We start from the raw sequence: 12,748 nt of genomic DNA on the forward strand, positions 1-12,748 counted from the left end.
CGAACCCCGATGTCAGTGCCCGCTCCTAGAGTTCAAGCACTACTCGGGGAGCAGCGGAGGGGAGCGGAAGCGTGTCCGCCAAGAAGATCCAGCACAAGGTGAACCACGTCGCGCTGGTCGTGGACTGTTCGGGTTCCATGTACCAGCACCAGAGTCAGCTCATCCGCGTGGTCGACGAGTTCGTGGCGGGCCTGAAGGCCGAGTCGGACAGTCTCGGGCACGAGACGCGGATCAGCCTCTACTCCTTCGACCACCGGGTGGAGAACCTGGTCTGGGACATGGACGTGAAGCATCTGCCGTCCATGCGGGGGCTGTACAAGGTCAACAACGGCGCCACGGCCCTGATCGAGGCGTCACTGAAGTCCCTGGACGACCTGGGGCACATCTGGGAGGAGTACGGCGAGCACAGCTTCCTCCAGATCGTGGTGACGGACGGCGAGGAGAACGCCTCCGGCGGCGACCGGCGGCACGACGGTGACATGGCCATCCTCGGCCCCTGGCTCGACCGGATCACGGCGAAGATGGGCGCGCTGCCCGGCCACTGGACGTCCGCGATCCTCGTCCCCAACTCCCTGGCCAAGCGCACCGCCCAGAACTACGGCTTCCCGGCCGGCAACATCGCCATCTGGGACGCGGATTCCCACGAGGGGGTCGAGGAGGCGATCGGCACCGTGCGCGCCGCGGCCACGAGCTTCCTCCGCGGCCGCGAGCAGGGCGTGCGCGGTACGAAGAACCTGTTCGCCGTCGGCCAGGACATATCGGTGGACGAGGTGCGGGCGACGCTCGAACCGATCCCGGCCGACCGGTACCGGCTCCTGAAGGTCGACCAGGAGATGGAGATCCGGCCCTTCGTCGACTCCCATCCGGGCGTGACGTACGAACGCGGCTCGTGCTACTACCAGTTGGGCGCCCGGGCGCTGGTGCAGCCCAACAAGGAAGTCGTCGTGGTGGAGAAGGACACCGACCGTGCCTACACGGGCGAGGCGGCGCGCAGTCTGCTGTTCGGCACGGGCATCCAGGGGACCGTCTCCGTGAAGGCGGGGAACAATCCCAAGCTGGAGGTGTACGTGCAGAGCCGCTCGGTGAACCGGAAGCTCAAGCCGAGGACGCGGCTGCTCATCATGCTCTGATCTCCGGCCCGCACCAGGTCACGGCGACCGTCGCGGTGAGCGCGGGGGCGCGCGGCACCGTCATGGCGCTGCGGCCCCTCACCGGGACGAGGCCGGTCGTGCCGGGGGCGGCGAGGCCGGTCCCGTGCGCCGGCGCGGCGGCCGAGGTCGGAGTTACCGCAGGTCACCCCGCAAAGTTCCATGCGTATCGAAATGGTGATCTGACTGTCGGTCGATCGCAACGCGAGGGGCGGCGGACAACGGTCTCCCGCCGGGACATAATCGCCGGAGCGCGTCGAGGAGCGGCTGCACAGGGGGCAGTTGGCCAAGGGCCGACGAACGGACGGGGGCGCCGGATGAAGAAGGCGGAAGCGGTCAGAGTCGCGGTCGTGGCACGGGGCAGAGTGGCACGCGGCGGGCTGGCCGCCATGCTCGCCGAGGCGGACCAGGTGAAGCAGACCGCTGTCTTCAGGCCCGAGGAGTTCACGACGGCGTCGCCGGAGGACGCCATCCAACTGCTCGTGCTCTCCTGCGATGTGCTCGTGCTGTGGTGCGTGAACGGTTACGGCCGCGGAGAGGACGCGTGGGCGGCCGAACTGGCGGCGGCCGTCCGCAGGAACGGGGTCCGGGTGGCCCTGGTGCTGCCGAGTGCCGAGGTCAGGCGGATCGCATCCGGCGGGCCCCCGCCCTGCGACGCCGTCCTGGACCAGGACACCGTCACCACAGAGGTCCTGGACGACGTGCTGCGCGGATTCGCCGGCGGGGAGCGGCTGCTGCCCGAACCGGCGGCACCGGCCGCACCGGCAGTGCCGCCGGCACCGGCGTTTCCGTGCCGGCCCCGCGGCGGGGACGCCGTGCCGCGGAACGGGTCCGCGGCCGGGCTGCTCACCGAGCGCGAGAGGCAGGTGCTCGAGCTGCTCGTCGACGGGCTGAGCAACCGGAAGATCGGGCAGGCCCTCGGGGTGTCCGAGCACACCGCCAAGCGCACGGTGGCGATCGTGCTGTCCAAGCTGAACTGTCCCAACCGGACCCAGGCCGTGGCGGTCGCCCTGCGCGAAGGGCTGGTGGGGATGGGGGAGGCGTCGCGCCCGTAGGCCACCCGGGCGCCGGTCCGCTATGCGCGCCCCAGCATCACCGCGAGATCGGCCCGCCCGCCGATGCCCAGGGCCCGGTAGGCGTGGGTCAGATGGAGCTCCACCGTGCGGAGGCTGACCGAGAGTTCCTCGGCGATCGCCCTGTTCGAACGGCCTTGGGCGGCAAGCAGCGCGACCCTGAGCCGGGCCGGGCTCAGCCGTGCCCGGCTCGCCCGGGGCAACCCGGCGAACCGGGCCCGGAGTTCCCCGGCGCGCGGGACCGGACGCGCACCGGCGGCCCGGCCGAGAGCGGCGGCCTCGTCCAGCAGGCGCCGTGCTTCCGCCGGCCGGCCGGCGTCGAGCAGGGCGGCGGCCAGTTCCGCGACCGCCTGCGCGTGCAGGTCCCGGTGCGCCGTGCCGGCCAGCAGACCGGCCGCGGTCCGCAGGTGCAGGAGCGCCGTCGGGCCCGTGCCGGTGAGGCCCGCCCAGAGGTGGGCCGCGCCGATGGGGCCCGGCGCACCCCAGGCCCGGAGGGCTGCCAGCGTTCTGACGGGCAGCCGGGCGGCGGCCCGCCGGCCCGCGGAGGTCTGTGCCGCGGTCAGCAGCGGACGCCAGGGCAGGACGGCGGGGTTCGCGCAGCCCAGGGCGGGCAGGATGCGGCCGCACTCGTCCAGGTGGGCCGTCTCGTCGGCGGTGTGCCCGGAGTGCAGAGCGAGGACATGGTGGGCGAAGTGCAGGAAGGCCCGGCCCAGGCTGCGGCCCTGCCGGTCGGGCGGGACCCGGGCCAGGGCGGACTCGGCGAGGTCCGGCCGGCCGGACTCGAGGGCGGCAAGGGCCTCCAGCGCGGCCAGCCTCGGCAGCACATGCGGATGCCAGTGCTGCCGCGGCACCTCCGCGACCGCCTCGGCCAGCCGCTCTGCGGCCTCGTCCGGCGCCCCGGTCCGGAGGGCGAGTTCGGCCAGTTCGAGCAGGGCCCGGCCGGCCGCCGGACCCACGGACCGCCGCCGGGCCTCGGCCTCGATCCGCCGCAGCCCCTCGCGCGCCGGGGCCGCGTCCTCGGTGACGGCGAGTACGCGCGCGGCGACGAGCCGCGGGGCGAACAGCCCGTCCTCCGGCCGGGTGAGCACGGCCGTGGCGAGCCGGCGGGCCCGGTCGATCCCCCGCCCGGTCAGGCAGTGCCCCCAAGCGGCGGCCGAGGCCCCGGCCGCGTCGCCTTCCCATGACAGCCCGTCACTTCGCAGGCCGCCGGGCGATGTCACCGGTCCGGCCGATCCGGTGCCGAGGGCCAGTTCCCCGAGCCCGAGCAGGGAGCGCCGCTCCGCCGCGGACCCGGTCTCCGCGGCGGCGGCCGCGCAGAGGCGCGCCACATCGTCCCCGCCGCCGCGCAGGGTGAGCAGGTCGGCGGCGAACAGCCGGGCCGCGGACCGCTGCGGCCCGGTGGCCCGCGCCAGGATCTGGCGGAGCACGCGGTCGGCGGCCTCGGGGCGCAGGGACAGCTGTGCCTTCGCCAGCTCCAGCCGTATGCCGGTGCGCAGCCCGCCGGCCGCTCCGCGGTCCGCCGCCCGCTCCAGGTAGGCGACCGCGGTCGCGTCGTCGCCGGACCGCCGGGCGTGGGCGCCCGCCGCGTACAGGGCGCCCGGCACCCAGTGTCCGGTCAGCCGGGTCCGCGCGGCGAGCCGGCCGAGGACCGGTTCCGGAAGTCCGTCGCGGAGCGCCAGCCGCGCGGCCCGTTCGTGGAGTTCGCGGCGCCGGTTGTCGTCCATGAGGCCGATGACCCGGCCGGCCACCACCGGGTCGTACAGCCGGGGGTGGCCGGCCGCGTCGCCGAGCAGCCCGGTCGCCTCCAGATCCGCCCGGGCCCGTGTGCGGTCCGGGGGGAGGACGCCGGCCAGTTCGCACACCTGGTCGAAGGAGAAGTCGCCTGCGGCCACCGCGGTCGCGCCGGCCAGCGCGACCGCCCGCGGGGAGGCCCCGGCCAGAGTGCTCCGCAGATGGTGCCTGCCCACCTGGTCGGCGAGCGCGGCGAACGTGCCGGGGTCGGGCGGCGGAGCGGGCAGGCGCCGGAGCGTGGCGCACAGGACGGCGGGGAGGCCGCCCGTCGCGGCGACCGCGGTGGCGACGAGGGGTTCGGCGGCGTCCGGACCGTACGCCTCGGCGAGCAGCGTCCGCACGGCGTGGGCGCTCAGGGGGCGGAGTGCGAGAGCGTACCGGGCGGGGGCGTCCGCGCCGGGGACCGCCGGGCCGGTGCCGGTGACGACGCGCAGCAGGGGCCGCCGTTCCGCGCCGTCCCGGAGAGACGCCGCCTGCTCCGGCGGGGACGGGTCCCCGGCGTCGTCGGCCAGGACTGCCAGAGGGCTGCCGGGGACGTCACCCGCCGCCGCGGGCCCGCGCGAGCCGGCCGGGCGGGCGGGCGCGCCGAAGACACGCAGTCCGGCCCGCCGGGCGAGGGCGGCGGCCTCGGCGAGTACGGCGCTGCGTCCGGTGCCCGGCCGTCCGTGCACGAGGACGGTCGCCGAACCGCCGTCCGCGACCTCGCGCACGGCCCGTTCCAGCACGGCCAGCTGCGCCGCCCGTTCCAGGAGCCGGCCCCGCGCGGCGGCCGGTCCGCGGTGGAACGGCGACGGGCTCACCGCGTGCCGCCGGGCACCCGCTCGGGCGGGCACGGCCCGGGCGGTGGCAGCCGCTTCGCGAGGCCGGCCCGCCCGTTCACGCCGAGTTTCCGGTACACGTTCGTCAGGTGGTACTCGACGGTGCGCACGGTCAGGCAGAGAGCGTCGGCGATGGCCCGGTTCGGCGTTCCGGCCGCCGCCATCTCCGCCACGGGACGCTCGGCGTCGCTGAGGACGGACCGCGCGGGCCGGTCCCCGACCGCGTCGAGGGCGGCCCGCGCCCGCTCGGCCACCGTGCCCAGGCCGTACCGCAGGGCCGCGGCCCGGGCCGCGCGCAGGCGGACGCGCGCGGCCCTGTCGTCACCCTGCCGCAACAGGGCTGTTCCGAGGTGGAGTTCGGCGAGTGCGTGGGAGTACCGGTCGGGGCTGTCCGCGAGAACGCGCACGCTCTCGGCGAGCAGTTCCACGCGGTCGGCGGCGTGGGCCGCCATGCCCCGGGCCAGCAGGCTCAACCCGGTGCTGCGGGCCGTCGGCCACCGCTCGGCCAGGTGCCGGCCGAGTTCGGCCTGCGCCGTGGCCTCGGCGGCCCGGCCCGATTCCGCGAACAGCTCCGTGCGGAGCACCCACCAGGTGGTGAACACCGGGTTGTCCACGCCGGCGGCGGCCAGACTCGCACCGCACCGCTCCAGCAGCCTCAGGGCCCGCTCGGTCCGGCCACGGCCGCGCTCGACGAGGGCCCTGGCCATCAGATGGTGGTGGTGTTCCCAGACGGAGTCCTCCGGGCGGCTCCCTTCGAGCCGGCGCAGGACCTCCTCGGCGCGGCCGGGTTCGCCCCGGTGCGCCAGGGCCAGGGCCAGGGTGACCGAGGCCAGGCGGGCCGGTCCGGCCGCGTGCCGTCCCCCGGCGGGACCGGACGCGGCCAGCGCCGCTTCGGCTGCCTCGGACGCCCGCCCGGATTCGAGGAGCACCAGGGCCCGGGCCGAGGAGGCGTGGCACTCGGCCCAGCCCTCCTCGCGCCGTCTGCTGCCCTCGGCGGCCCGGCGCAGGTGGTCGAGGGCGTTCGTGGTCTCGTCGGCCAGTGCGAGAACCCGGGCCGCGGCGACCCTGGCCCAGGCGGCGCGCGGCCGCTCGGAGCGGAGGACCTGACGGGCGTCGGCGACCGCGGTGCCGGGGTCGGTTCCCCTCAGCGCGGTGCGCAGCGCCCGTGCGGCAACGACCAGTTGCCCGGTCGGGTCGTCCGCGGCCAGGAGGGATTCGCCGGCCGGGACCGGCCGGGCCGCGGGAGGCGGCGGGGCGCCGGGGTGGCCGGGGCCCGTCTCGCGCAGCAGCGAGCCGAGTGCCGCGGGCGTGTCGGGGAGGCGGTGCGTCATCAGCGCGGTGAGCCGGAACGGGCCGGCGGCGCGGGCCCGGACGAGGGGATCGTCCGTGCGGGACAGCGCGTCCTCCAGGTGCTCGCGGGCGGCTGCCGGATCGATGTCGAGCAGTGCGGCGCCGAGGTCCGCGCGGACGGCGGTGTCCCCGGGATCGGCCTCGTGGAGGCGGCTCAGGTAGGAGACCGCGGACGCCGGGCGGTCGTGGCGCGCCGCCGCGGCCGCCTCTCGGAGAACGGCGCCCATCCAGGGGCGGTCCAGCGCGGACTGCCCGAGCAGCAGGTCGGCCACCTGTCCGGCCGGCCGTGCCGCGTCGTTGAGGAGCTCGGCGGCCTGGACGCGCATCCGCTCGTCCCGGTGTCCGGGCAGGGTCTCCGGCAGCGGCGGGACGTGCTGCGCCGGTATCCGCCCCGGCAGCAGGCCGAGGAGGCGGACGGACTCCAGGAGCCGGCGGGTCACGCCCGGGGCGAAGCCCGTCAGAGCGCTGACGAGATCGACATCGGTACTGCGCAGCAGTGCGGCCGCCTGGGCGACCCGGAGCACGTCGAGCTCGCGCGGGGCCGGGGCGCCGGGGTGCCCGGCGGCCGGCTGTCTGCCCGTGGTGTCGACGACCGAACAGTAATCGCGTGCGACCAGTTCGTGGAAGGCGGCCGCGGCGGAGGACAGCAGGCCGGGGGAGAGGCCGAGGACGACGGTCAGCGGCCCCCCGGACGCGTCACGCACCAGATGGTCGACACAGCGGAGCGTGCCCTCGTCGCACCACTGTGCGTCGCCGACGGCGAGGATCAGCGGCCCCCGCGCCAGCAGCCCGTCGACCGAGGTCAGGGCCGCCTGCCGTGCCCGGTGGGGCGAGAGCGGCGCGTCGTGGGACATGCCGAGCAGGCGGCGCAGCACGGTGTGTTCCGTGCCGGCTTCCTCGCGTCGGCAGACGGTGTGCCGCACGTTCGTCTCCGGCCCGCACACGTCACGGACATGGCGTGACATCGCCTCCACGGGAGGGGGGTCGGGGGAGAGGAGCACCAGCACGCAGTGCGGGCCGGAGCGTTCGAGGGGGACCGGGCAGGCAGGGGAGTTCGCGTCCGGGAGACGGGTCCGGCGGGTGGCGGCCGCGGGGGAGACGGACGGAGAGATCGAGGAAGATGCAGGCTGCACGTGCTCTGATCGGCTCGAGCTCATGATCGCTATGATAAGACAAGCTTATGCATCGCTGTGAGGTGAAGCCGACCGGATCCGGGCGGTTCGCCGGTGGTGCGGCCGCGAGGGCCGGCCCGGACGCCCGCGAGCCGGGGAACATTCCCGGCCACGGGACCCGGCACCCCGTCCCGCGGGAGCGGCTACCCGCTCGGCATCGTCCGTGAACGGAGACCCCCGTGCCGCTTCGTGACCGGACGTATGAGCCCGATCCCGTCCGTGCGGCGGTGGCCCGGGTACGGGACGGCGGGGTCGTGCTCCTGGCGGTCACCGGCACGCCGGGCGCGGGCCGTTCGACGCTCCTGGAGGCGATCGCGGAACGGGCGGAGCAGGCCGGTTTCGCGGTGCGGCAGGTCCGCGGCAGCCGCCTGGAACAAGGACTCCCCTTCGCTCTGCCCCTCCAGCTCTCTCCGCGGACCTCATACGGCCCCCGGGGCCCGGCGCTCTCCCACCTCGTACCGGCCGGTCCGGTGGCGCTTGTCGTCGATGATCTGCAGTGGGCCGACGAGGCGTCACTGGCCTGGCTGGCCTGGCTGCTCGCCGATCCGGAACCCGTTCCGCTGCTCATGGCGGTCGCGGTGTGCGAGGGGGAGCCGACTGTCGAACTCCCGGGCGTGCAGGACTTCCTGGCGGCCGCGGACCACGTGGTGCGGGCCGGGCCGCTCGACGTGGCGGGGGCGCGCGCCCTGACCGGGGCGCACGGCATCGTCCTCGCCGACGAGCAGGTCCGGGAGTGGATCCGGGCGACGGACGGCAATCCGGCCCTGATGGTGTCCCTGCTCGAACGCCTGGACATCTCCCGCGTCCTCGCCCCCGCCCGGCTGCTCGGCCTGGCCCGCGGCCGGCCGGCGCCCTGGAAACTGCGGGCCCGCGTGGCCGCGGCCCTGACCGGCCATCCGGAATACGTCCGCCGGTTCGCCCACTGCGCCGCGCTTCTGGGCGAGGCGGCCGGGACGCCCCTCCTCGGCCGTCTCGCGCAGCTGGACCCGGACGAGGAGACCACCGCGGCACAGACCCTGCTCCGGCTCGGCTGGGCCGCCGACCGCCGGTCGCCGCCCGTGCTGTGGGACTGCGTACGGGAGATCGCCGAGGACTGCCTCTCCCCCGCCGACCGCGCCCGCTTCCACCGCCGCGCGGCCGAACTGCTGCACGAGACCGGGGCTCCGGCCGGGCGGGCCGTCCCGCATCTCCGGGAAATCGGACCGGGCGAGTGGACCGGGGCCCCGACGGTGCTGCGCGAGACCGCCTGCGAAGCCTGGCGCCGTGGGGACGACGCCCTGGCGGTCCGCTCTCTGCGCCGGGCCCTGCGCGAATTCCCGGCCGACAGCCCGCAGCGCGGCGACTTCCTCGCCGCCCTGGCCGACGCGGAGCAGAACACCGACACCGCCGCCATGCTGCGCCACGTCGGCCAGGCTCTTCCGCTGCTGGGATCGGTCCGCGAACGCGCGGCGGTCGTGGCATGTGTGCCGCTCACGCTGTTCTTCTCGACCCGGGGGGCCGCGGAGCTGCTCAAGGGCGCCGGCCAGGAGCCCGCCGGGAAACCGGCCGCGGCGCCGGCGGTTTCCTCCGGGGTGACGGACCCGCAGGACGCGGCCACCGGACTGCGGTTGGAGGCCCGCACCCGGCTGTTCGGACTCACCGACCCCGCGGCCCTGGCCGCTGCGGTCGAGCGCCTGCGCACCATGGAACCCGGCACCGGCACCGCAGCCGGGCGCGAACTGGTGTCGGTCCTCCTCTTCGCCGGCGGCCTGGGCGCACGGCTGTCCGCCGCCGAGGTCGCCGCCGGGGTGCGGCGAACGCTGGAGTCCGAACCGGCGTCGGCCGCCTCCTCGTACGCCGCGACCACCCTGCTGATCGCCTGCGCGGCGGCGGCCGAGGCGGCTGAACCCGCGCTCGGCTGGCTGGACATGGCGCTGGAGACGGCGCGGCAGCGCGGCGACGAACGGCTGCGGACCCATCTGCTGGGCTGGCGTGCGCTGACCGCCCTGCGCACCGGCCGCCTCGCCGAGGCCTGGTCGGACGCGTGGGAGGCCTGCGCGGCTGCTCCCGGACCGCTGGGGGAGAACGACTGGCTGACCGTGTTCGGCCTGACCTCCGTGGCGGTCGAGACGGGTGATCCCTGGCTGGCCGAGCGCCTGCGGGCCCTGCTGGCCGAGGGAGACCGGGCCGGGATGCCGCTGCGCAGTCTCCTCCTGCGCATGCTGCGGGCCGGGGTGGCCCCGGAGAGCGAACTGCCCGCTCTGGCCGCCGATCTGCGGAGTCTCGCCGACCGCGCCGAGACGGCGGGCTGGCGCAACTGGACGCTGCTGCCGGTGGACCTGTGGTGTGCGTCCCTGCTGCTCCGCCTCGGCGAGAGGCGGGCCGCGCTGGAAGTCCTCGCCCGCGCCTGCGAGCGGGCCCGGGCCTTCGGTGCTCCGGCGGCGCTCGGGCGCACCCTCCGCGTCTGGGGCACGGCGGTCCACGGCCGTTACGCGCTGTCCCTGCTCGCCGAGTCCGTCGCGGTCCTCCGGGAGAGCGCCAACGATGTGGAACTGGGCCGGTCGCTGACGGCGTACGGAAACCGCCTGCGCGCCGCCGGGCGCCCCGGTTCCGCCGGCGTCCTCGCCGAGGCCGACCGGATCGCCGAGACGGTGGGCGAGCCGCTGCTGCGGTGCTGGGCCGGGCCGGTACCGTCCGCACCGGGTGGAAAGCCGCTCGGAACGTTCTCGGCGGGCGGCGGGCCGCTCAGCGAGACCGAACGCCGGGTCGCCTCCCTGGTGGCCCTCGGGCACACCAACCGCGGCACCGCGGAGGTGCTGGGCGTCACGACGCGGGCCGTGGAGAAGATCCTGACCAGGCTGTACCGGCGGCTGGGCGTGACCGGCAAGGCCGGGCTGATCCCGGTGGTGCGCGGGATGGCGGGCCGGGCGGCCTTCACCTCGGGACTGCTCACCGAGCAGCTGTGACGCCGGGCCCCGGCCGGCGCGGGCGGGAGCGCCGGGGGATCCGCGGTGGCCCCGGTCACCCGCCCCGCGCGGGATCTGCCCCAAATCCGCCCGGGATCCTCCGGGGATCCGCACCGCGTCCGTTCCCTTTCCGGGCAGATTGTGGACCCGGGGCCGCGGGCTCCGGATGGCGGACTCCCTGTCGCGGCCGGTGCTCATCCCCGCGGAGAGGGTGTTCCGCTTCGGTGGCCGATCGGTGCACCAGCCGGGTTACTGGACGGTAGTGCCGAATCGCCGCACGGCCGGGCGGGGAATATGAATGATATTTCCGGGGATATGCGGCCGTCGCGCGGCCGTCCCTCCGGTGCGGGGGCGGCCCCGGCGAGGCGCCCGGGGCGCCGGGCCCCGGACTCTCCGAACCTCCGCGTCCGCGACCACAGTTTCGTCGGGCGTCGTCCGGCGGCATTGCGTGCCGGCGTTCCGTTTCATTAGGCTGCCTCGCGGTCGACCTGGATATACGGAAAGCGGAAAACGAAAGGCGGGGGGCTGACCTGTATGGTCGACGTGGAGGTCGGTGTGGAAAAGCAGACCCAGTACGCCAGAGAAAGAGGAAATGCCACCCAGAAGAACGCGATGCGTCCCTTCAGTGAATTCCGTGAGATCGCGTCGTCTTTTCTCGGTCCGAAAAGCCGGGGAGAGGAGCATCACGATATGTTCCTCTCGCTTTTCGAGCGCTCCGGAATCGGTCTCGCGATTCTCGATCCGGCCTTGCGTCTGCTGTCCGTCAACAGCGCTCTGACCTCCCGGTGCGACCGGAGGCTTGACGAACTCCGCGGCCGTGACATCACGGAGTTCCTGCACCCGAGCGTGCAGGAGTCCGTGCTCCGCCAGTTCGGCCGGCTCGTCCGGGGGGAGCCCGTACGCCTCGTCAGCCATTCCGTCGCCCTGTGCTTCCACGAGGCCGTGGTCTCCGGCAAGCTCACCGCGTTCCCGGTGGAGGACGGCGAGGGCCGGATCAGGATGATCGTGGTGCAGTTCACGCCGGAGGAGACCGCCGACGGCCACGAGGCGCTCGTCGGCGCGGAGTGGAAGCTGGCGCCCCTCAGCGCGAAGGTCCTGGAGGGCGTGGCGGCGGGTGACCCCACCGTGCGCCTGGCGGCCAAGCTGTTCCTCAGCCGGCAGGGCATCGAGTACCACGTCGGGATGCTGCTGCGGCAGTTCAAGGTGCCCAACCGCACGGCCCTCGCGGCGAAGGCGTACTCCCTGGGCATGTTCAGCATCGGCTCCTGGCCGCCCAGGGTCCACCCCGACTACATCCGCACCGACGAGCAGGAAGCGGAGCGGCCGCGGGGCGGGGCCGGCTTGCGGACGCGGCGGCCGTAGACTGCGGTCCGCCCCTTCTTCCGTGCCGCGGACGGCCGTTGCCGGCAAGCCGCCGCAGTGACATACACCGGTCCCGCGGCGGAACGTCCGCGGGGCCCGCCGTGCCGGCGCAGGATTCCGGAACCGCGGGGACGATGTGAAACTACTGGTGGTTGAGGACAACGAACGGGTGTCGGCGGCCCTCCGCGCCGGGCTGGCCCGGCAGGGGATCGAAGCGGTGTGCGCGGCCACCGGCGAGGCGGCGGCCGCGCTTCTGGAGCGGACCCGCCCGGATGCCGTGATCCTCGACCTCGGGCTCCCCGACTGCGACGGCTTCACGCTGTGCGGCAGATTACGGGCGGCCAGTCCGGTCCCGATCCTGGTGACGAGCGGACGCGGGGACCACGCCTCGTGCGTGCGGGGCCTCGATCTGGGAGCGGACGACTACCTCGTCAAGCCCTACAACCTCGCGGAGTTGCTGGCCCGGATGCGGGCGGTGATGCGCCGCCAGCGGCCCGCCGGGCCCCCGGGCGGTGAGGAACCGCCCGGCGGCGACCTTCTCCTGGCCGGGCCCGTGCGCATCGACCTGAGGGAACGGGCCGTGCTGGTCAACGGCGTCCCGACCGAGCTGCCGGACGAGGAGTTCGACATCCTGGCCGCCCTGGCCCGGCGGCCCGGCGAGACCCTGCTCGCCGACCAGGTCGCCGACGAGATCCTGCGGGCGCGCCGTGCCGCGCTGCGCGACTCGCTGCCCGACGGCATCGCCTCCCTGCGGGACCGGCTCGGGCCGTCCGGCCTGGTGGAGGTCGCCGAAGGAGGGGGTTACCGGCTGGCGGTCCCGGACACACACGGCGGTTGATCCCCGCCCGGCGCCCCGGCGCCCCGGCGCGCCGCCGGCCCGCGGAAGCCGGGCCGCCCGCTGTCCCCGCCGCGGGCGTGCGGGGTCCGCGGCCCGTCGTCGGGTGACGGCCGGAACCGCATCGGCGTCCGGTATGTCCGCGCGAGGTGAATGCGCCTGGTGCCGGGCCGGGCCGGGTTCCGGCGGTTCCGGCGGTTCCGCGGACGACTTCCGCAACCCGGCCGGAGAAGAACTGGGAATTCTTGTAGTGA

General features: G+C 75.2%; 7 protein-coding genes. 5 read left to right on the top strand and 2 right to left on the bottom strand.

Annotated elements, in window-relative coordinates; genetic code table 11:
• The first annotated feature begins 71 nt into the window (after positions 1 to 71).
• Together KBZ10_RS13790 and KBZ10_RS13795 are read left to right on the top strand one after the other, a co-directional pair.
• Complete coding sequence (locus tag KBZ10_RS13790) at positions 72 to 1,130, top strand: vWA domain-containing protein (protein ID WP_210987889.1); 1,059 nt, start codon at positions 72 to 74, stop codon at positions 1,128 to 1,130.
• Between the two features lie 368 nt (positions 1,131 to 1,498).
• Complete coding sequence (locus tag KBZ10_RS13795; RefSeq protein ID WP_307847400.1) at positions 1,499 to 2,203, top strand: LuxR C-terminal-related transcriptional regulator; 705 nt, start codon at positions 1,499 to 1,501, stop codon at positions 2,201 to 2,203.
• Positions 2,204 to 2,223: 20 nt separating this feature from the next.
• Here KBZ10_RS13795 and KBZ10_RS13800 read toward each other — a convergent pair whose 3' ends face one another.
• Positions 2,224 to 4,845 (bottom strand): helix-turn-helix transcriptional regulator, encoded by a 2,622-nt coding sequence (locus KBZ10_RS13800; protein WP_210987891.1) that lies wholly within the window; start codon positions 4,843 to 4,845, stop codon positions 2,224 to 2,226.
• Complete coding sequence (locus tag KBZ10_RS13805) at positions 4,809 to 7,337, bottom strand: helix-turn-helix transcriptional regulator (RefSeq protein ID WP_210987892.1); 2,529 nt, start codon at positions 7,335 to 7,337, stop codon at positions 4,809 to 4,811. The genes KBZ10_RS13800 and KBZ10_RS13805 overlap by 37 nt, the downstream gene beginning before the upstream one ends.
• 194 nt (positions 7,338 to 7,531) lie before the next feature.
• Here KBZ10_RS13805 and KBZ10_RS30300 point away from each other — a divergent pair, with 194 nt between their 5' ends.
• The 3 genes from KBZ10_RS30300 (at position 7,532) to KBZ10_RS13820 (ending at position 12,497) form a co-directional block, all read left to right on the top strand.
• On the top strand, positions 7,532 to 10,297 hold the full coding sequence (locus KBZ10_RS30300) for a helix-turn-helix transcriptional regulator (RefSeq protein ID WP_210987893.1): 2,766 nt from the start codon (positions 7,532 to 7,534) through the stop codon (positions 10,295 to 10,297).
• 690 nt (positions 10,298 to 10,987) lie between these two features.
• Positions 10,988 to 11,659 carry a PAS domain-containing protein gene (locus KBZ10_RS13815; protein WP_247702328.1) on the top strand — a complete coding sequence of 224 codons (672 nt, stop codon included), beginning with the start codon at positions 10,988 to 10,990 and terminating at the stop codon, positions 11,657 to 11,659.
• Positions 11,660 to 11,807: 148 nt separating this feature from the next.
• Entirely contained in the window at positions 11,808 to 12,497 is a 690-nt protein-coding gene (locus tag KBZ10_RS13820; protein WP_307847401.1) for a response regulator transcription factor, read from the top strand.
• Positions 12,498 to 12,748: the final 251 nt, after the last annotated feature.

Source organism: Streptomyces sp. F63 (genome assembly GCF_018070345.1).
In the GTDB taxonomy this organism is placed as follows: domain Bacteria; phylum Actinomycetota; class Actinomycetes; order Streptomycetales; family Streptomycetaceae; genus Streptomyces.